At 58.0% G+C, this 21,465-nt stretch carries 13 protein-coding genes; 8 read left to right on the forward strand and 5 right to left on the reverse strand.

All coding sequences use genetic code 11. From position 1 onward, the window contains the following. Nucleotides 1-44 precede the first annotated feature (44 nt). The 7 genes from cmoM to MMS95_RS15940 all read left to right on the forward strand — a co-directional run bounded on the left by cmoM (nt 45) and on the right by MMS95_RS15940 (nt 10,774). Nucleotides 45-830: a tRNA uridine 5-oxyacetic acid(34) methyltransferase CmoM gene (gene cmoM / locus MMS95_RS15910; RefSeq protein WP_015377334.1), complete on the forward strand. Its 786-nt coding sequence runs from the start codon at nt 45-47 to the stop codon at nt 828-830. Further along, nucleotides 827-2,149, forward strand: coding sequence for a chromosome partition protein MukF (mukF, locus tag MMS95_RS15915; RefSeq protein ID WP_015377335.1), 1,323 nt, complete (start codon nt 827-829; stop codon nt 2,147-2,149). Before cmoM ends, mukF begins: the two co-directional genes overlap by 4 nt. Continuing rightward, nucleotides 2,130-2,858 (forward strand): chromosome partition protein MukE, encoded by a 729-nt coding sequence (mukE, locus tag MMS95_RS15920; RefSeq protein WP_004928226.1) that lies wholly within the window; start codon nt 2,130-2,132, stop codon nt 2,856-2,858. Before mukF ends, mukE begins: the two co-directional genes overlap by 20 nt. Beyond that, nucleotides 2,855-7,303 (forward strand): chromosome partition protein MukB, encoded by a 4,449-nt coding sequence (gene mukB / locus MMS95_RS15925; RefSeq protein ID WP_242141935.1) that lies wholly within the window; start codon nt 2,855-2,857, stop codon nt 7,301-7,303. Before mukE ends, mukB begins: the two co-directional genes overlap by 4 nt. A 221-nt stretch (nt 7,304-7,524) precedes the next feature. Next, complete coding sequence (gene ldtD, locus MMS95_RS15930; protein WP_072062299.1) at nt 7,525-9,333, forward strand: L,D-transpeptidase; 1,809 nt, start codon at nt 7,525-7,527, stop codon at nt 9,331-9,333. Between the two features lie 180 nt (nt 9,334-9,513). Continuing rightward, the gene (locus MMS95_RS15935; RefSeq protein WP_004928217.1) at nt 9,514-10,062 is read left to right on the forward strand and encodes a YcbK family protein; all 549 of its coding nucleotides are present in this window, start codon (nt 9,514-9,516) and stop codon (nt 10,060-10,062) included. Between the two features lie 64 nt (nt 10,063-10,126). Then, nucleotides 10,127-10,774, forward strand: coding sequence for an MBL fold metallo-hydrolase (locus tag MMS95_RS15940; protein WP_015377338.1), 648 nt, complete (start codon nt 10,127-10,129; stop codon nt 10,772-10,774). Nucleotides 10,775-10,851: 77 nt separating this feature from the next. Here MMS95_RS15940 and MMS95_RS15945 read toward each other — a convergent pair whose 3' ends face one another. From MMS95_RS15945 to MMS95_RS15965, 5 genes are all read right to left on the reverse strand, one after another. Next, the gene (locus MMS95_RS15945; RefSeq protein ID WP_004928210.1) at nt 10,852-12,042 is read right to left on the reverse strand and encodes an amino acid aminotransferase; all 1,191 of its coding nucleotides are present in this window, start codon (nt 12,040-12,042) and stop codon (nt 10,852-10,854) included. A gap of 245 nt (nt 12,043-12,287) precedes the next feature. Then, nucleotides 12,288-13,415 (reverse strand): porin OmpC, encoded by a 1,128-nt coding sequence (gene ompC / locus MMS95_RS15950; RefSeq protein ID WP_015377340.1) that lies wholly within the window; start codon nt 13,413-13,415, stop codon nt 12,288-12,290. A 301-nt stretch (nt 13,416-13,716) separates the two neighbouring features. Further along, nucleotides 13,717-15,117: an asparagine--tRNA ligase gene (asnS, locus tag MMS95_RS15955; RefSeq protein WP_015377341.1), complete on the reverse strand. Its 1,401-nt coding sequence runs from the start codon at nt 15,115-15,117 to the stop codon at nt 13,717-13,719. A gap of 215 nt (nt 15,118-15,332) precedes the next feature. Then, nucleotides 15,333-16,538 carry a nicotinate phosphoribosyltransferase gene (gene pncB, locus MMS95_RS15960; RefSeq protein ID WP_004928202.1) on the reverse strand — a complete coding sequence of 402 codons (1,206 nt, stop codon included), beginning with the start codon at nt 16,536-16,538 and terminating at the stop codon, nt 15,333-15,335. Nucleotides 16,539-16,793: 255 nt separating this feature from the next. Beyond that, nucleotides 16,794-18,494 carry a GGDEF domain-containing protein gene (locus tag MMS95_RS15965; protein WP_242141938.1) on the reverse strand — a complete coding sequence of 567 codons (1,701 nt, stop codon included), beginning with the start codon at nt 18,492-18,494 and terminating at the stop codon, nt 16,794-16,796. A 337-nt stretch (nt 18,495-18,831) separates the two neighbouring features. Between MMS95_RS15965 and pepN the strand changes: the two genes are divergently transcribed. Next, on the forward strand, nt 18,832-21,450 hold the full coding sequence (gene pepN / locus MMS95_RS15970; protein ID WP_242141940.1) for an aminopeptidase N: 2,619 nt from the start codon (nt 18,832-18,834) through the stop codon (nt 21,448-21,450). Nucleotides 21,451-21,465: the final 15 nt, after the last annotated feature.

Raw genomic sequence — 21,465 nt, forward strand, 5'->3', positions numbered from 1 at the left:
GCGCTTTGCCGCCGACAAGAATGAGATCAGCGGAGCCGTTGTCCATGCAGGATCGCAATTTTGACGATATTGCTGAAAAATTTGCGCGTAATATTTACGGCACCACGAAAGGAAAAATCCGCCAGGCGGTGGTTTGGCAGGATCTGACCGGGCTGCTGGCGCAGTTGCCGCAGCGGCCGCTGCGCATTCTCGACGCCGGGGGCGGTGAAGGCCATATGGCCTGCCAACTGGCAGAATTAGGACATCAGGTGTTGTTGTGCGATCTTTCTGGTGAGATGATCCAGCGCGCCGCGCAGCTGGCGGAGCAGAAAGGTGTGAGCCAGAACATGCAATTCGTACAAAGTTCTGCGCAGGATATCGCTCAACATTTGGAACAGCCGGTTGATCTGATATTGTTTCATGCAGTGCTTGAATGGATCGCCGAGCCCGAAGCGGCGCTGCAGGCGTTGTATGACTGCCTGACGCCGGGCGGCGCACTGTCGCTGATGTTCTTCAACGCCAACGGCCTCTTGATGCGCAACGTGGTGTTGGGTAATTTTCAACTGGTGGATCCCGAGGTCAGACGGCGCCGCAAGCGTTCGCTGTCGCCTCAATATCCGCACGATCCGCTATTGGTCTACGGTTGGTTGGAACAGCTGGGCATGCGCATCGGCGGCAAAACCGGCGTGCGGGTGTTCCACGACTATCTGCAGAGCAGACAGCTGCAAACACAAAAATTTGAAGAGTTACTGGCGCTTGAACAGCACTATTGCCGGCAGGAGCCGTACGTGAGTTTGGGGCGCTATATTCACGTCATGGCGCATAAACCAAACCTGAAGGACGAACTATGAGTGAATTTTCCCAGACAGTACCCGAACTGGTCGCCTGGGCACGGAAAAATGATTTCTCTATTTCGCTCCCTACGGAGCGTCTCGCATTTCTGCTCGCCATCGCCACCCTGAACGGCGAACGACTGGACGGCGAGATGAGCGAAGGTGAGCTGGTTGATGCATTTCGCCATGTCAGCAAGGGTTTTGAACAGACGCATGAAACGGTGGCGATGCGCGCCAACAATGCGATTAACGACATGGTGCGCCAGCGCCTGTTGAACCGTTTTACCAGCGAGCTGGCGGACGGCAACGCGATTTACCGCCTGACGCCGCTGGGTATCGGCATTACCGATTACTATATTCGCCAACGCGAATTCTCCACGCTGCGTTTGTCGATGCAGCTGTCGATCGTGGCGCAGGAACTCAAACGCGCCGCCGATGCCGCCGACGAGGGCGGCGACGATTTCCATTGGCACCGCAACGTGTTCGCGCCGTTGAAATATTCGGTGGCGGAAATCTTCGACAGCATCGACATGACCCAACGCGTGATGGATGAGCAGCAGCAGAGCGTGAAGAACGACATCGCGGCGCTGCTGAGCAAAGATTGGCGGGCGGCGATCTCCAGCTGCGAGATGCTGCTGTCGGAAACCTCGGGCACCCTGCGCGAGCTGCAGGATACGCTGGATGCTGCGGGCGATAAGCTGCAGGCCAACCTGCTGCGCATCCAGGACGCAACCCTCGGCAACGTGGAACTGGGTTTCGTCGACAAGCTGGTGTTCGATCTGCAAAGCAAGCTGGATCGCATCATCAGCTGGGGTCAGCAGGCGATCGACCTGTGGATCGGCTACGATCGCCACGTGCATAAATTTATCCGTACCGCTATCGATATGGACAAAAACCGCGTGTTCGCCCAGCGCCTGCGCCAGTCGGTGCAAACCTATTTCGACCACCCGTGGGCGCTGACCCATGCCAATGCCGATCGTCTGCTGGACATGCGCGACGAAGAACTGGCGCTGCGCAGCGATGAAGTGACCGGGGAACTGCCGCCGGATCTGGAGTTCGAAGAGTTCAGCGAGATTCGCGAACAGCTGGCGGCGATGATCGAAGAGGCGCTGAAGGTGTACCAGGAACAGCAGATGCCGCTCAACCTTGCAGCGGTGATGCGCGATTATCTGGCGCAATATCCGCGTGCGCGTCATTTCGACGTGGCACGTTTAGTGGTCGACCAGGCAGTACGCCTCGGTGTGGCTGAAGCAGATTTCTCAGGGTTGCCGGCGGAATGGCAGGCAATCAATGATTACGGAGCCAAGGTCCAGGCCCATGTCATCGACAAATATTGAACAAGTAATGCCAGTCAAGCTGGCCAAAGCGTTGTCCAACTCGCTGTTCCCGGCATTGGACAGCCAACTGCGCGCGGGTCGTCACATCGGTATCGATGAGCTGGACAACCACGCCTTTTTAATGGATTTCCAGGATGAGCTGGAAGAATTTTACAACCGTTACAGCGTCGAGCTGATTCGGGCGCCGGAAGGTTTCTTCTATTTGCGCCCGCGCTCCACCACGCTGATCCCGCGTTCGGTGCTGTCCGAGCTGGATATGATGGTGGGTAAGATCTTGTGCTACCTGTATCTCAGCCCCGAGCGCCTGGCGCACGAGGGCATTTTCAGCCATCAGGAGCTGTACGACGAGCTGCTGAGCCTGGCCGATGAGAACAAGCTGCTGAAGTTCGTCAACCAGCGCTCTACCGGTTCGGATCTCGATCGGCAGAAGCTGCACGAAAAGGTGCGCACCTCGCTGAACCGTCTGCGCCGCCTCGGCATGGTCTATTTCATGGGCAATGACAGCAGCAAGTTCCGCATTACCGAGGCGGTGTTCCGCTTCGGCGCCGACGTGCGCAGCGGCGACGATCCGCGAGAAGCGCAGCTGCGCATGATTCGCGACGGCGAGGCGATGCCGGTTGAAACCAGCCTGTCGCTGAACGATGAGAATGACGCTGAGGATCAGCAGGTTGATAACGCTCCTGACGGTGCAGAGGATGAACAGGAATGATTGAACGCGGTAAATTTCGCTCGTTGACGCTGGTTAACTGGAACGGCTTCTTCGCCCGCACCTTTGATCTGGATGAGCTGGTGACCACGCTGTCCGGCGGTAACGGGGCGGGGAAATCCACCACCATGGCGGCCTTCGTCACCGCACTGATCCCCGACCTGACGCTGCTGCACTTCCGTAACACCACCGAAGCGGGCGCCACCAGCGGTTCGCGCGACAAGGGCCTGCACGGCAAGCTGCGCGCCGGCGTATGTTACTCCACTCTTGACGTCGTCAATTCACGCCACCAGCGCGTGGTGGTTGGCGTGCGTCTGCAGCAGGTGGCAGGGCGCGACCGCAAGGTCGATATCAAACCGTTCACCATTCAGGGGCTGCCGACCGCGGTACAGCCGACTGAATTGCTGACCCAGACCGTGGGTGAGCGCCAGGCGCGCGTGCTGTCGCTGCAAGAGTTGAAAGAGCGCGTGGAAGAGATGGAGGGCGTGCAGTTCAAGCAGTTCAACTCCATCACCGATTACCACTCGCTGATGTTCGATCTGGGCGTGATCCCGAAACGCCTGCGTTCGTCCGCCGATCGCAGCAAGTTCTACCGTCTGATCGAAGCGTCGCTGTACGGCGGTATCTCCAGCGCCATCACCCGCTCGCTGCGTGATTACCTGCTGCCGGAAAACAGCGGCGTGCGCAAGGCGTTCCAGGACATGGAAGCGGCGCTGCGCGAAAACCGCATGACGCTGGAAGCGATCCGCGTCACCCAGTCGGATCGCGACCTGTTCAAGCATCTGATCTCCGAGGCCACCTCCTATGTGGCGGCGGACTATATGCGTCATGCCAACGAACGCCGCATCCATCTGGACGGTGCGCTGGCGCTGCGTAGCGATCTGTTGGGCAGCCGCAAGCAGCTGGCCGCCGAACAGTATCGCCATGTGGAAATGGCGCGCGAGCTGAGCGAACAGAGCGGTGCCGAATCCGATCTGGAAACCGATTACCAGGCCGCCAGCGACCACCTGAATCTGGTGCAGACGGCCATGCGTCAGCAGGAGAAGATCGAACGCTATGAAGCCGATCTGGAAGAGCTGACCTACCGTCTGGAAGAGCAGAACGAAGTGGTGGCCGAGGCAAGCGAGCAGCAGGCCGAAAACGAAGCGCGCGCCGAAGCGGCCGAGCTGGAAGTGGATGAGCTGAAGAGCCAGCTGGCCGACTACCAGCAGGCGCTCGATGTGCAGCAGACCCGCGCCATTCAGTACCAGCAGGCGCTGCAGGCGTTGGAGCGCGCACGCGCGCTGTGCCAACTGCCGGATCTGACCGCCGACAACGCCGAACAGTGGCTGGATACCTTCCAGGCCCGCGAGCAGGAGGCGACCGAAGCGCTGCTGATGCTGGAACAGAAGCTGAGCGTGGCCGACGCCGCGCACGGCCAGTTCGAGCAGGCCTATCAGCTGGTGGGTAAAATCGCCGGTCAGGTCAGCCGTAGCGAAGCCTGGCAGTGCGCGCGCGAATTGCTGCGCGACTGGCCTTCGCAGCAACACCTCGCCGAGCGCGTTCAGCCGCTGCGCCTGCGCCTGAGCGAACTGGAACAGCGCCTGCGCTCGCAGCAGGACGCCGAGCGCCTGCTGCAAGAATTTTGCAAACGCCATGGTCAGGAGTACCAGCCGGACGATCTCGACATGCTGCAGCAGGAGCTGGAAGAGCGCCTGGAAGCGCTGTCGCAGAACGTCAGCGAAGCCGGCGAACGCCGCATGGAGATGCGCCAGGAGCTGGAGCAGATCCAGCAGCGCATCCGTGAGCTGACGGCGCGCGCCCCGGTGTGGCTGGCGGCGCAGGACGCCCTGAGCCAGCTCAGCGATCAGAGCGGAGAACCGCTGGAAAACAGCCAGCAGGTGACCGAATACATGCAGCAGCTGCTGGAGCGCGAGCGTGAAACCACCGTCGAGCGCGACGAGGTGGCGGCCCGCAAGCGCGAAGTGGAAGCGCAGATCGAACGTCTCAGCCAGCCGGGCGGCGCGGAAGATCAACGCCTGGTCACCTTGGCCGAACGTTTCGGCGGCGTGTTGCTGTCGGAAATTTACGATGACGTCACCATCGACGACGCGCCTTACTTCTCGGCGCTGTACGGCCCTTCGCGCCACGCCATCGTGGTGCCGGATCTGTCGCTGGTGCGCGAGATGCTGGAAGGGCTGGAAGATTGCCCGGAAGATCTCTACCTGATCGAAGGGGATCCGCAGTCGTTCGATGACAGCGTATTTGCCGTCGAAGAACAGGACAAAGCGGTGGTGGTGAAGATCGCCGATCGCCAGTGGCGTTATTCCCGTTACCCGGAAGTGCCGTTGTTCGGCCGCGCGGCGCGCGAAAACCGCCTGGAAGTGCTGCATGCCGAGCGTGAAACGCTGGCGGAGCGCTATGCCACGCTGTCGTTCGACGTGCAGAAAACCCAGCGTTCGCATCAGGCCTTCAGCCGCTTTATCGGCACCCATCTGGCGGTGGCGTTCGACGCCGATCCGGAAGCGGAGATCCGCGGCCTGAACGCCCGTCGCGGCGAGATCGAGCGTGCGCTGAACAATCACGAAGCGCAGAATCAGCAGCAGCGCCAGCAGTACGATCAGGCCAAAGAGGGCATTTCCTCGCTCAACCGCCTGATGCCGCTGGTGTCGTTGCTGAACGATGAAACGTTGCAGGATCGCGTCGACGAGATCCGTGAAGAGCTGGAAGAAGCGCAGGACGCCGCGCGCCACATTCAACAGCACGGGGTGTCACTGACCAAACTGGAGCCGCTGCTGTCGGTGCTGCAGAGCGATCCGCAGCAGCATGAACAGCTGCAGCAGGACTACGCGCAGGCGCAAAGCGTGCAGCGTCAGGCCAAACAGCAGGCGTTCGCGTTGACAGAAGTGGTGCAGCGCCGCGCGCACTTCAGCTATACCGACTCCGCCGGCATGCAGAATGCCAACAACGATCTGAACGATAAGCTGCGCCAGCGTCTGGAACAGGCGGAAGCCGAACGCGCCCGCGCCCGTGAGCAGCTGCGTCAATATCAAACCCAGTTCACCCAATACAGCCAGGTGCTGGCCTCGCTGAAAAGCTCGTATGACGCCAAGCGCGACATGCTGAAAGAGCTGAGCCAGGAGCTGGTGGATATCGGCGTGCAGGCCGACGCCAACGCCGAAGCGCGCGCGCGTCAGCGCCGCGACGAGCTGCATGCGGCGCTGAGCAACAACCGAGCTCGCCGCAATCAGCTGGAGAAACAGCTGACCTTCTGCGAAGCCGAAATGGATGGCCTGCAGAAGAAACTGCGCAAGCTGGAACGCGACTACCATCAGCTGCGCGAGCAGGTGGTGACCGCCAAGGCGGGCTGGTGCGCGGTGATGCGTCTGGTGAAAGACAACGGCGTGGAACGCCGTCTGCATCGCCGCGAGCTGGCGTATATGGATGGCGACGAGCTGCGCTCGATGTCGGATAAGGCGCTCGGCGCGCTGCGTCTGGCGGTGGCGGACAACGAACACCTGCGCGACGTGCTGCGTCTGTCGGAAGACCCGAAGCGGCCGGAGCGTAAGATTCAGTTCTATATCGCGGTGTACCAACACCTGCGCGAGCGTATCCGCCAGGACATCATCCGTACCGACGATCCGGTCGAGGCCATCGAGCAGATGGAGATTGAGCTGGGCCGTCTGACCGAAGAACTGACCGCGCGCGAGCAGAAGCTGGCGATCAGTTCGAAAAGCGTGGCCAACATCATTCGCAAAACCATTCAGCGCGAGCAGAACCGCATTCGCATGCTGAACCAGGGGTTGCAGGCCGTTGCTTTCGGCCAGGTGAAGAGCGTCCGTCTGAACGTCAACGTGCGCGAAGCGCATGCCACTTTGCTGGACGTGCTCTCCGAGCAGCAGGAACAGCATCAGGATCTGTTCAACAGCAACCGCCTGACCTTCTCCGAAGCGCTGGCCAAGCTGTATCAGCGCCTGAATCCGCAGATCGACATGGGGCAGCGTACGCCACAGACCATTGGCGAGGAGTTGCTGGACTACCGCAACTACCTGGAAATGGAAGTTGAGGTGTACCGTGGTTCCGACGGCTGGTTGCGTGCGGAAAGCGGCGCGTTGTCTACCGGTGAAGCCATCGGTACCGGGATGTCAATCCTGGTGATGGTGGTGCAGAGCTGGGAAGAAGAGTCCCGCCGCCTGCGCGGTAAAGATATCTCGCCGTGTCGCCTGCTGTTCCTCGATGAAGCGGCGCGTCTGGATGCCAAGTCGATCGCCACGCTGTTCGAACTGTGCGATCGTCTGGAGATGCAGCTGATCATCGCGGCGCCGGAAAACATCAGTCCGGAGAAGGGCACCACCTATAAACTGGTGCGTAAGGTGTTCCAGAACCACGAGCATGTGCACGTGGTGGGGCTGCGCGGTTTCGCCGGCGAGCCGCCGGCGCTGGGCACTGCGCCGGTTGAGACGCCGTAACGCAGAAAAACGCCCTAAAAATCCGAAAATAGCCGCCGCAGGGTGGCTATTTTTTTGTGCGCGTGGATGATAGTCCTGCTTTTTTATCCGTTGAAAAGCGGTTAGTTTAATCACATAAACAGTTATTCGACGCCCGCAGGGCGAAACGGCCTTTCTGTTTGTATACTGAAACTATATGCAGTTTTTGACGTTTTTTTTTGTGAGCATACAGGGGGCAAGGGATGTTGCTTAAAAAGGGAAACTCTCTACGACGTTTGGCGCTGAGTGGCGCTATCGCCTGTAGTCTTGTGTCGTCGTTTTCCGCCTTGGCCACCGTAACGGCGTTACCGGTGGCATCAGCAGGCATGTCCGTTGCGCAGAGTCGTTCTGAACTGCTGGCCGCGTTGCCGCGCGGTATGGATCTGCACTACCTTTCCACGCTGGCGCCGCTGTATGCGGCGAATCATATGCAGCCGATGTGGCAGGATCGCGAGGCCGTTCAGCAATTTCAACAGCAGCTGGCCGAACTGGCGATGTCCGGCGTACAGCCGCAGTTCACCCAGTGGGTGAAGATGTTGACCGATCCGGCGCTCAGTGAAGCGGGCCGCGATGCGGTGTTGTCCGATGCGATGCTGGGCTATTTGCAGTTTGTATCCGCCATCGGCGCCAACGGCAACAACTGGCTGTACAGCAATATTCCTTACAAGCTTGGTTTGCCACCCACGGCGGTGATCAATCAATGGCAGCTGGCGGTGCGCCAGGCGCGAACCCTGAGCTACGTGAATTCGCTTGCGCCGCAGCATCCGCAATACGCCAAGATGCATCAGGCGCTGCGTGACATGCTGGCGGACAACCGCCCCTGGCCGCAGGTGGGCAGTGGCCCGAGCCTGCGCCCAGGCCAAATGAGCAACGATATCCCGGCGCTGCGTGAGATCCTGACGCGCACCGGCATGCTGGCCGCCTCGGCGCCGGAAGCGGAGCCGGAACCGGCGGTGGTTTCGGCGAAGAGCAATGAACCCGACGACGGCGGGCTGACGGTAGACGAAGAGAAAAGCCGCGTGACGGTCAGCCCATCGGCGGCGCCGGTGACGGAGTTGACCGCGGAACAGACGCCGCCGCAGATCGGCAGCGTGGTGAGCGACAACCTCTATACCAACGAGCTGGTGGAGGGCGTCAAGCGTTTCCAGAAATGGCAGGGGTTGACGGCGGACGGCGTGATCGGCGTGCGCACCCGCGAGTGGCTCAACGTGTCACCGAAAACCCGCGCCGCGCTGTTGGCGCTGAATATCCAGCGCTTGCGCATCTTGCCGGGGCATGTCGGCACCGGCATTATGGTGAACATTCCCAACTACTCGCTGACCTACTATCAGAACGGCAACGAAGTGTTGTCCTCCCGCGTTATCGTCGGGCGGCCGAGCCGCAAGACGCCGTTGATGAGCAGCGCGTTAAACAACGTGGTGGTCAACCCGCCTTGGAACGTGCCGACTACGCTGGTGCGTGAGGATATCGTGCCGAAGGCGATGCGCGACGGTAACTATTTCCAGAAACACGGCTATACCGTGCTGTCAGGCTGGAGCAACGATGCGGAAGTGATCAACCCGGCGATGATCGACTGGAGCATGGTTTCTGCGCGCAACTTCCCGTATCGCGTCCGTCAGGCGCCGGGGGCCACCAACTCGCTGGGGCGTTTCAAGTTCAATATGCCGAGCTCGGATGCCATCTACCTGCACGATACCCCGAACCACAGCCTGTTCCAGAAAGACATCCGCGCGCTCAGCTCCGGCTGCGTGCGGGTGAACAAGGCTTCCGATTTGGCGAATATGCTGCTGCAGGATGCCGGCTGGAACAATAGCCGCGTTTCCTCCACGCTGAAAGAAGGCAATACCACTTATGTGAATATTCGCCAGCGTATTCCCGTAAAACTGTATTATCTAACCGCCTGGGTTTCGGATGATGGCCAACCGCAATTCCGTACAGATATTTACAATTATGATAATACGGTGAGATCGGGCGCACAAATTTTGGCTCAGGCCAAAAAATTAATGCAGTAAATGCAGTAATTATAAATAAATAACGGTCAGAATGTTTGGCTATACCGCAGGCCCTCGTAGGCGGGGGCCTGTAAACCTAGGCGTATCGCGGGTTGACTCAGCATACGCAGGCGGTTATGGTTCGGACAGTGCGCTGCTTTGTGCATTTATTTTGACATTCTTGCCGGGTTTAACAGAGTCATGGACAAAATTGATCATCATCGCCGTAAATGGCTGGCGCTAGGTGGCGCCGCTATGGGCATAGCGCTGCTTCCAGGGCAGGCATTTGCCAGTCTTTCCACCGCTCGACCGCGTATTTTAGTGCTGAATAACCTGAATACCGGTGAATCTATTAAAGCCGAGTTCTTTGACGGCAAAGGCTACAATAAAGAAGAGTTGGTTCGGCTAAATCATCTGTTCCGCGATTATCGCGCCAACAAGGTTAAATCGATCGATCCCAGCTTGTTTGATCACCTCTATCGCCTGCAGGGGCTGCTGGGTACCAGCAAGCCGGTGCAGCTGATCTCCGGTTACCGTTCCGTAGATACCAATAACGAATTGCGCGCGCACAGCCGTGGTGTGGCCAAGCACAGCTACCATACCAAGGGCCAGGCGATGGATTTCCATATTGAAGGTATCCAATTGAGTAATATCCGTAAAGCGGCGTTAAAAATGCGCGCTGGTGGTGTAGGATATTACCCACGTAGCAACTTCGTGCACATCGATACCGGCCCGGTTCGGAGCTGGTAATCGCGGTGCCCTCAGTGAATAACGCCGCTCCTTGCGGAGGCGGTGTTATTGTCGTTGGAGCCTTATGAAATACCATCTTATTCCCGTTACCGCCTTTAGCCAGAATTGCAGCCTGATCTGGTGTGAAAACACGCAGCAGGCGGCGTTGGTCGATCCCGGCGGCGAAGCGGAAAAAATCAAAGCGGAAGTGGCGAAACAGGGTGTGACAATCACGCAGATTTTGCTGACGCACGGCCATTTGGATCACGTCGGTGCGGCGGCGGAGCTGGCGGAACATTATCAGGTGCCGATTTACGGCCCGGATAAAGAGGACGCTTTTTGGCTGGATGGTTTGCCGGCGCAGAGCCGGATGTTCGGGCTGGAAGAGTGTGCGCCGCTGACCCCGACCCGTTGGTTGTCGGAAGGCGATGAGATGCAGGTGGGCGAGATGACGCTCAAGGTGTTGCATTGCCCTGGGCACACACCGGGCCACATCGTCTTTATCAATGAGCAGGCGCGTTTGGCGCTGGTGGGTGACGTGCTGTTTAACGGCGGCGTGGGACGCAGCGACTTCCCGCGCGGTGATCATCAGGCGCTGATCGCCTCTATTCGCACCAAGCTGCTGCCATTGGGCGACGATATGCGCTTTATTCCCGGCCACGGCCCGATGTCGACTTTTGGCCACGAGCGCCAGACCAATCCGTTCCTGCGCGAAGAGCCGGCGGTGTGGTAACGATTATTTCCCGGCCGAAATAATCAAGGGCGCATAGAGCGCCCTTTTTTTATGATTTATGACCTGCGTCGATGCTTTTAGAGCACGGCGACGATGGCTTCACACAGCGGTGCCATGTTGTCCGGCGTCATGCCGGCCACGTTCACCCGGCCCGAGTTTACGGCGTATACGCCGAACTCTTCACGCAGACGCAGCACCTGTTCTTTGGTCAGGCCGCTGAATGAGAACATGCCGTTCTGCTGGATGATAAAGCTGAAGTCCTGTTGTGCGCCTTTCTCCTGCAGGGTGTTCACGAACAGCTGACGCATGCGGTGAATGCGCTGGCGCATGTCGGTCAGCTCCTGCTCCCACATCGCGCGCAGGGCGTCGTTGCCCAGAATGGTGGCGACAACGGCCGCGCCGTGCGACGGCGGGTTAGAGTAGTTGGCACGAATGGCCGCCTTCACCTGGCTGAAGGCGCGATCGGCGGTTTCGGCATCGGCAGCTACAATGGTGCAAGCGCCGACGCGCTCATTGTACAGGCCGAAGTTTTTCGAGTAGGAGCTGGCGACGATCAGCTCTTGATGTTTGGCGGCGAAAATACGCAGACCCTGCGCATCCTCTTCCAGACCGTTGGCGAAGCCCTGGTAGGCGAAGTCGAACAGCGGCAGCCAGCCATTGGCGGCGGAAAGCTCAGCCAGCTGCGCCCACTGTTCCGCCGTTGGATCGATACCGGTCGGGTTATGGCAGCAGCCGTGGAACAGCACAACATCACCGGCCTGAGCCTGTTTCAGGCTGTTCAGCAGGCCGTCAAAATCCAGCGCGTGGTTGGCAGCGTCGTAGTAGGCGTACTCCAGCACTTCCAGACCAACGGCGCTAAAGACGTTCTTGTGGTTCGGCCAGCTTGGGTTGCTGATCCAGATGCGCTTGGCGCTGGTCTGGTTGGCGATAAAGTCTGCCGCCACGCGCAGGCCGCCGGTGCCGCCTGGCGTCTGTGCGGTGCGCGCGCGACGATCGGTGACGATCGGGCTCTCTTTACCGAACAGCAGCTCTTGCGTGCAGCTGGCAAACGCCGGGATGCCTTCAATGCCGAGATAGTTTTTGGTGGTCTCGTTTTCCAGCAGATACTGTTCAGCTTTTTTTACGCTGGTCAGCACCGGGGTTTTGCCGGTTTCATCTTTATAAACGCCAATGCCTAAATTGATTTTATTCGGGCGGGCGTCGGCGCGGAAAATGTCGGTCAGGCCCAGGATCGGGTCGGCGGGTGCGGCGGTGATTTTTTCAAACATGTCAGGTGCTTCCAAATCTCGGAGTTAAGCAGACAGAAGCATCAGGGTAGCGCCAGTTATCGGCTTTGCCAACCGTTTGCGATAAAAACACCGCGATCTTGTGAACGGGAAGGATTCGACAGAAAAAATGAGGGATAAGGGGAAATCTGCAGGATAAAACGTTACCGGCAGACACAAATAAAAACAGGGCCGAAGCCCTGTTTTTTTAACTTAGCCGACGGTGAACCGCCGTTAAGCGAGACAACTTAGAACTGGTATACCAGACCAACAGCTACGATATCGTCGGTAGCGGTGCCGGTTGCTTTGGTGAACTCGTTGTCATCCAGCAGGTTGATTTTGTAATCAACGTAGGTGGACATGTTCTTGTTGAAGTAATAGGTGGTACCAACAGAAACATATTTAACCAGATCCTGGTCAGAACCCACGCCTGGGACGTTCAGGTTTTTACCTTTAGATTGCAGGTAAGACACTTCTGGACGCAGACCGAAGTCGAACTGGTACTGAGCAGTCACTTCGAAGTTCTGAGTTTTGCTCGCGAAGCCGCCGCACTTGTCATCGGTAGCTGCACAGCCTGCACCGAAGTTACCGCCGCCGAACGGAGTCATGTTACGGGTTTCTGCGTACATCGCCGCCAGGTAAACGTTGTTGGCGTCGTATTTCGCACCCACGGTCCATGCGTCAGCCTTGTCGCCACGCTCGTTGGAACGCAGTTTTTGGTCGTCGGTACGGTTAGAGGATGCGTATGCAGCGCCGAAGCTTACGCCTTCGCCGATGTCATAAGTAGAGGAGATGCCCCAGCCGTCGCCGTTTTGTTTCTTGACGTTACGGCCGTCGTTCTGGTTTTTGCCCTGGTACTGAACGGCGAAGTTCAGACCGTCAACCAGACCGAAGAAGTTGTTGTTACGATAGGTCGCAACGCCGTTGGTACGGCCGGTCATGAAGTTGTCGGTGTAGGTGTAAGTATCGCCACCGAACTCTGGCAGCATATCGGTCCAGCCTTCCACGTCGTACAGTACGCCGTAGTTACGGCCGTAGTCGAAGGAGCCGTAGTCAGCGAATTTCAGACCCGCGAAGCCCAGACGGGTTTTGGTGCCTTCGGTGCCCTGAGATTCGGAGTGGTTAGCCTGGACGTTGTATTCCCACTGGCCGTAACCGGTCAGTTGGTCAGTAATCTGAGTTTCACCTTTGAAGCCGAAACGAACATAGGTCTGATCGCCGTCATTACCTTTGTCGTCGGAGAAGTAGTGCAGACCGTCAACTTTGCCGTACAGATCCAGCTTGTTGCCGTCTTTGTTGTAGATTTCAGCTGCGTTTGCTGCACCAGCAGCCAACAGAGCCGGGATAACCACTGCAAGAATGTTGCGCTTCATCATTATTACCCTCATTGGTGTTATTCGGACACCTTTGCCACTGCCGCCAATAATTCCTTGGGAACTATTGTTGATAGATTGGTGTCGTCCTGTGTCTGAACGCAGTGTTCCATTCACAGGCGGGTTAATCTAGGACGAAAATGATACCAATGTCGCAATGAGGTTGCAAAAGGAAAGTATGTGTAACCAAATGTAATTTTTCGGGAACTTTGTGACGTGCGTCAATATTAAAAAATGCGAAAGGCCAGCGAGGCTGGCCTTTGTTTTGTAACGAAATCGTTTAAAAAACGTGTGATCGTATAAATTAGAAGCTTGCGTTACGTGGGGTGCGTGGGAACGGGATCACATCGCGCACGTTTTGCACGCCGGTGACATAGGCGATTAAACGTTCAAAGCCCAGGCCGAAACCGGAGTGCGGCACGGTGCCGTAACGACGCAGATCGCGATACCACCAGTAGTCTTCCTTATTCAGGCCCATCTCTTCCAGACGCTGATCGAGCACGTCGAGACGTTCTTCACGCTGAGAACCCCCGATGATTTCACCGATGCCCGGCGCCAGCACGTCCATGGCCGCGACGGTTTTGCCGTCTTCGTTCATGCGCATATAGAACGCTTTGATGTCTTTCGGGTAGTTTTTCACCACTACCGGCGCCTGGAAGTGTTTCTCCGCCAGATAACGCTCATGTTCGGAAGAGAGATCGATACCCCAGGAGACCGGGTTTTCGAAGGTTTGGCCAGAGGCCAGCAGGATCTCAATGGCGTCGGTGTAGTCTACCTGGGCGAAATCGGAAGAGACGAAGCGCTCCAGACGCGCGATAGCGTCTTTATCCACGCGCTCGGCGAAGAATTTCAGATCGTCTGCACGCTCATCCAGCACCGCCTGGAACACATACTTCAGCATGCTTTCGGCCAGGCCGGCGACATCGTCCAGCGTCGCGAAGGCCACTTCCGGCTCGATCATCCAGAATTCAGCCAGATGGCGGCTGGTGTTGGAGTTTTCAGCGCGGAAAGTTGGGCCGAAGGTGTATACCTTGGACAGCGCACAGGCGTAGGTTTCGCCGTTCAGCTGGCCGGAAACGGTGAGGAAGGCTTCCTTACCGAAGAAGTCCTGGCTGAAATCGACGGCGCCCTTGTCGGTGCGCGGCAGGTTTTCCAGATCCAGCGTGGACACGCGGAACATCTCGCCGGCGCCTTCGGTGTCGGAGGCGGTGATCAGCGGGGTAGATACCCAGAAATAGCCATTTTCATGGAAGAAGCGGTGGATCGCCTGCGCCAGGGTATGACGCACGCGCGCCACGGCGCCGATCAGGTTGGTGCGCGGGCGCAGGTGGGCCACTTCGCGCAGGTATTCGATGCTGTGACGTTTGGCCGCCATCGGGTAAGTATCCGGATCGTCGACCCAGCCGACCACTTTGATCGCGGTGGCCTGCAGCTCGAAGCTCTGGCCTTCGCCCGGTGAGGCGACGACCTTGCCGGTAACTTCAACCGAACAGCCGGTGGTCAGGTGCAGCACTTCATCTTGATAATTCGGCAGAGAATTATTAACGACGGCCTGTAACGGATCAAAGCAGGAACCGTCATAGACGGCCAGGAAGGAGATACCAGCTTTTGAATCTCTCCGGGTACGTACCCAGCCGCGTACGGTGACTTCACTGTCAACCGCAGCACGACCTTGCAGTACGTCGACTACAGGCACTACGCTCATAGATTTCTCTCTTTAATAATTTGGTTTAGAAATAGCTTACAACCCAAGAATATGGGGGTAATGGCTATGTTACTTGCCGCGTTGCAGAGCACAAGCAGAAATCATCGGATTGGCGCAACATTTATCGCGGCTGACTGAAAAGAGGGCGTTCGGGATAAAAACAAAAAAGCCGGCGCGTGAACCGGGCCGGCTTTCTCTCTTTATATAAAGAAGGCTCAGCTGGCTTTTTTCACCAGCGGCAGATCGAAGGCCTTGCGCAGGGCCCTGACGAACGCCTGGTCCTGGCAGATGGTCTTGCCGGGGCTGTCGGAGAGTTTGGCCACCGGCTTGCCTTTGCACTCGACCAGCTTGATCACGATATTTAACGGCTTAACGCCGGGAATATCGCAGGTCAGGCGCGTGCCGATGCCGAAGCCGAGATTAATGCGCTGATAGAAATGGCGATAGAGCGCCAGCGCTTTTTCCAGATCCAGGTTGTCCGAGAACACCAGCGTTTTGCTCAGTGGGTCGATGCCCAGTTTCTGATAGTGGGCAATGGCCTTTTCACCCCACTCGACGGGATCGCCCGAATCGTGGCGAAGCCCCTGATAACGCTCGGCGAACTGCGGGCCGAAGTCGCGCAGGAAGGCATCCATGGTGATGCAGTCGGTGAGCGCGATGCCAAGCTGGTCCGGATATTCATCCAGCCAGGCCTGCAATGCGGCGCGCTGGCTGTTGGCCAGCACCGGGCTTATCTGCTGATGCGCCTGGAACCACTCATGCGCCTGCGTGCCGACCGGCGCCAGACCCAGCTGGTGCGCCAGATCGTAATTGCTGGTGCCCGACAGGTACGGGAATTCGGCCTGCAAGGTGCTGACGATGGCCTGTTGCACGCCCTGAGAGAAACGGCGGCGGGTGCCGAAGTCCATCAACTTGAAGCGCGAAAGATCCAGATCGCCCGCCAGCGTCTTGAACTGCGCCAGCTTGGTTTGCAGATGCGCCACCGCCTGTTCCGGCGTCGCCAGCGGCGAGCGCCGGCGGTGCACCACTTCGCTGATCACCGCCAGCAATGGGACTTCCCACATGATCACTTCACGCCAGGGGCCGGCGATGCGGATTTGCAGCTTGCCGTCGCGGTTGTCGATGGTGACCTGCTGCGGATCGTAGCGGAACGTTCGCAGCCAGTTCAGGTAATCTTGACGGAAGAAGGGCAGGCCCGAAAGATAAGCGAATTCGGCGTCGGTTAGCGCCAGCCGGCTCATCAGCGCCACCTGCGCGCGGATTTCGTCGGCATATTCGCCCAGCAGTTCGTCGCCGCGGCAGCGGAATTCCGCCGCCACGCTGATCGCGGGATAGCGATGGAACACTGCTTGCTGCATATGAAGCTTATAAGCATCGGTATCAAGCAGTGATGTCAAAATCGGGGAAGCGTATTGAGTCATAGCGCGTTACAGCATCCTCGTCAGGCGCGTGTCCAAATCCGGATAATCATAAAAGTGGGGGTGGAGTATACCCGGATTATCCTGTTATTGAAGCTGCATCACACCATAAATCACCGAAGCGGGTCGAGGATTAAACGTGCCTTTATGGCAGCCGGATAGCGGCGGGGAGGAAAAAAAGCCAGATATGCCTGTAAGGTGAATGACTTAGCCTAATTAGTCATAAAAATTATAATGTTAATTATTTTAAACAGCGAATCAGATAAAGCCGGCCTGGGTATGCACGCTGACCCGATCCTTGCCGTTCTTTTTGCAAAAGTAGAGCGCTTCGTCCGCCTGTTTGATCGCCGCCTGCAGCGCGGTGAACGCGCTGACTGGCGCAATGCCGCAGCTGGTGGTGAAACGCACTTGCCGTCCGTCGGCCAGATGTAGCGTCAGACGATGAGTACGGGCGCGCAATTGCTCCATGATGTCCCGCGCGTTGTCCAACGAACAGTTGCCCAGCAGTACCGCGAACTCTTCGCCGCCATAGCGGCAGAAGATGTCGCTGGCGCGGAACGCGCGTTGCAGCAGGTGGCCGAAGGCCACCAGCGCCCGGTCACCCACGTCGTGGCCGTAGCTGTCGTTGAGTTGTTTGAAATTATCGATGTCGATCAGGCAAAAGGCCTGTGGGTAGCTGGCGTTGCCCAGCAGTTGACATTCAAGGAAGAATTTACGGCGGTTGTAGATATTGGTGAGCGGATCGAGGAAGGAAGAGGCCTCGAGCTCTTTAATCAGCAGTTGTTTCTCGCTCTCCAGCGAGACCTTGTCCAGCTGGTATTGCCTGAGCTGCTGAATGGCGTCGCTGATGGCGATCAATTCCTGGCTGTAGAAGGCGTCGTTGCTATCGATATTCATCTCACCGCGCGACAGCCGCACGATATTGTTGTGGGTCTTGGTCAGCCAGCGGTTGATGCTGGTGCAGAACACCAACGCCGGCAAAATGAACAGCAAAACCACCAGGCCGGCGAGTGCGATCATGCCGTAAATGGTCGTCTGGCTGTCGTAAATCTTGTGGCGCGAGGCGAGGGTTTCCAATTCGAAACTGCGTTGATACAGCGCCTGCGAAAGCCCGCTCACATCGTCGACATAGCGCGAAATAAGCGCTGTGGGGTAGGGCTTATGGGTATCGATAGCGGTATACAGCCCATTGGTAATCTGCTGGAGGCGTTCAGCGGACACCTGGGCGAGCAACGCATTGACGATGTTGGTGATTTGTCCATCGTCGTAGTTGATCTTCATGAAGATCAATCGGGTGCTCAGCGCGTTCAGCACGCCGGTTAGCTGAATGGACTTCAGATAGGCGTCTTTGCGAACGAGCTGGCTGACGTTGACGTCGATAATCTGATCGCTCAATTCCGTCAATGACATATTTAGCCGGTTATTGAGGCGGATGGCCTCGAGAAACATAAAGGAGTCGGTATCCACCATCCGGGTATCGTAGGTGTAGCGGTAATAACTCTTGCTGGTTTGCGAGATGTAATAGGCGCTGTTGATGTTGAACAGATTGGCGTTGGTGTTATTGACCTGCGAAAGCTGCAGGTTGTCATTATCCAGCAGCTGTTCCATTAAAGCGATCATCGACAGCGCGGCGATTTTTTGCCGAACCCCGAGCTGTCTGGCGACCTCATCGTCCAGATGTTCGCGGATCCGGGTGATTCTCTCACGCGCCACCCGATCGGCGGCCAAACATTGCGCACGGGTGATTTGCGGATCGATCAGGCTCAATCGTTTGAGGCGATGAGCCAGCAACGCAGCCTGAAAAGCTTCGGAAATTTCTTTGGCGCGATCAATTTTGTACAGGTTTAGCTGGTTGTCGCGGTAGTCGGAATGGGCTTCGAGCAGCTCATCGACGATGAACAGAGAGAAGGAAGTCATCAGGCACAGGGTAAAAAAATAGATTGCGTATTTAATTTTCATAGTGCGAGTCATCCCTGAGCCTGATGCCGCAATTATACCACCATGCCGTCGGTGTCGCCTCAACTATGCCGGCGCGCCGCGATGGCGGTTTTTTAGCATTAAATGCTGATTTTTATTTGGCCATTGGTCACCCGCACTGCCGCCTGCCGGGCGATTTATGATTTGCCTCTGATTTCTCTCTCCTGGTCGCCCTGCGGCTCTGGGCTTTTCGGCCAGCTGTGATACAGTTTATTCACAATTCAGGCTCACCGCGCGCCGCAGGGGAACATACCGGCTGCGGTACGAAGGAGAAGAGCGGCCTGGCACCTATAACTCACTGAGACGTTTAAGGGTTTTTATGACACAACAGCCACAGGCAAAATACCGCCACGATTATCGCGCGCCCGATTACACCACGACCGATATCGATTTGGACTTCAGTCTGGACGCGGAAACCACGCGCGTGACCGCCGTCAGCAAAATCAAACGTCAGGGGGCGGTCGGCGCACCGCTGGTGCTGGATGGCGAAGATTTGACGCTGGTGAGCATTCAGGTGGACGGCCAACCGTGGAGCGCCTACCGTCAGCAGGATAACCAGCTGATCATCGAAGAGTTGCCGGCACAATTCACTCTTACCATTGTCAACGATATTCACCCGGCGAAGAACACCGCGCTGGAAGGGCTGTACCTGTCCGGCGATGCGCTGTGCACGCAATGCGAAGCCGAAGGCTTCCACCACATTACCTATTACCAGGATCGCCCGGACGTGCTGGCGCGCTTTACCACCCGCATCGTGGCCGACAAGACGCGCTATCCGTTCCTGCTGTCGAACGGCAACCGCATCGGCCAGGGCGAATTGGCCGATGGCCGCCACTGGGTGCAATGGCAGGATCCGTTCCCGAAACCTTGCTACCTGTTCGCGCTGGTGGCGGGGGATTTCGACGTGCTGCGCGACAGCTTCACCACCCGTTCCGGTCGTAAGGTCGCACTGGAGCTGTTCGTCGATCGCGGCAACCTGGATCGCGCCGATTGGGCAATGACTTCGTTGAAGAACTCGATGAAGTGGGACGAGACCCGCTTCGGCCTGGAATATGATCTCGACATTTATATGATTGTGGCGGTCGATTTCTTCAATATGGGCGCGATGGAGAACAAAGGGTTAAATATCTTTAACTCCAAATATGTGCTGGCGAAGGCGGAAACCGCGACCGACAAGGATTACCTGAACATCGAAGCGGTGATCGGCCACGAATACTTCCACAACTGGACCGGTAACCGCGTGACCTGCCGCGACTGGTTCCAGCTCAGTCTGAAAGAGGGGCTGACGGTGTTCCGCGATCAGGAATTCAGTTCCGATCTGGGATCGCGTTCGGTCAACCGCATCGACAATGTGCGCGTGATGCGCGGCGCGCAGTTTGCCGAAGACGCCAGCCCGATGGCGCACGCCATCCGCCCGGACAAAGTCATCGAGATGAACAACTTCTACACCCTCACGGTGTATGAAAAGGGTTCCGAGGTGATCCGCATGATGCATACCCTGTTGGGGGAGGAGAACTTCCAGAAAGGGATGCAGCTCTATTTCGAACGCCACGACGGCAGCGCCGCTACCTGCGACGATTTCGTTCAGGCGATGGAGGATGCGTCTAACGTCGATCTGTCGCGCTTCCGCCGTTGGTATAGCCAGTCCGGCACGCCGCTGTTGACGGTGCGCGACGAGTACGATGCGGAAACTCAGCAATATCGCCTGCATGTCAGCCAGAAAACCGCGCCGACCGCCGATCAGCCGGAGAAGTTGCCGCTGCATATTCCGCTGGATATCGAACTGTACGACAGCGAAGGCAATGTCATTCCATTGCAAAAAGGCGGCCTGCCGGTCAACAACGTGCTGAACGTCACCGAAGCGGAGCAGACCTTCGTGTTCGACGGCGTGGCGCACAAGCCGGTGCCGTCGCTGCTGCGCGAATTCTCCGCGCCGGTGAAACTGGACTATCCGTACAGCGATCAGCAACTGACCTTCCTGATGCAGCACGCGCGCAATGAATTTGCGCGTTGGGATGCGGCGCAGAGCCTGCTCGCGACCTATATCAAGCTGAACGTGGCGCGGCACCAGCAGAAGCAGCCACTGTCGCTGCCGCTGCACGTGGCCGATGCGTTCCGTGCGGTGCTGCTGGACGAAAAACTGGATCCGGCGCTGGCGGCGCAGATCCTGACGCTGCCGTCGGAGAACGAAATCGCCGAGCTGTTCGCCACTATCGATCCGGAAGCGATCGCCGCGGTGCACGAAGCGATCGTACGCTGCCTGGCGCGGGAGTTGGCCGAAGAGTGGCTGGCGGTGTATCACGCCAACAAGACCGACGGCTACCGCGTGGAGCATGCCGAGATCGCCAAGCGCGCCTTGCGCAATGTGTGCCTGGGCTATCTGGCGTTCGGCGAAGATGAGGCGCTGGCGGACCAGCTGGTGAACGAACAGTATCGCCAGGCGGACAACATGACCGACTCGCTGGCGGCGCTGTCTGCCGCGGTCGCGGCCCAGCTGCCGTGCCGCGATGCGCTGCTGGCGGCGTTCGACGAGCGCTGGCATCAGGATGGCCTGGTGATGGACAAATGGTTCGTGCTGCAGGGCGGCAGCCCGGCGGCAGACGTGTTGAGCAAGGTGCGCGCGCTGTTGCAACACCGCTCGTTCAGCCTGAGCAACCCGAACCGCACCCGTTCGCTGATCGGCGGCTTCGCTTCCGGCAACCCGGCGGCGTTCCATGCCGCGGACGGCAGCGGCTATCAGTTCCTGGTGGAGATCCTCAGCGATCTCAACCAGCGCAACCCGCAGATCGCCGCGCGCCTGATTGAACCGCTGATTCGCCTGAAGCGTTACGATGCCGGCCGCCAGGCGCTGATGCGTAAGGCGCTGGAACAGCTGAAAGGGTTGGAAAACCTGTCCGGCGATCTGTACGAGAAGATCAGCAAGGCGCTCGACGCCTGATTTTTTCGCGCTAGA

This window comes from Serratia sp. PGPR-27, from assembly GCF_022678525.1.
GTDB lineage: Bacteria > Pseudomonadota > Gammaproteobacteria > Enterobacterales > Enterobacteriaceae > Serratia > Serratia nematodiphila.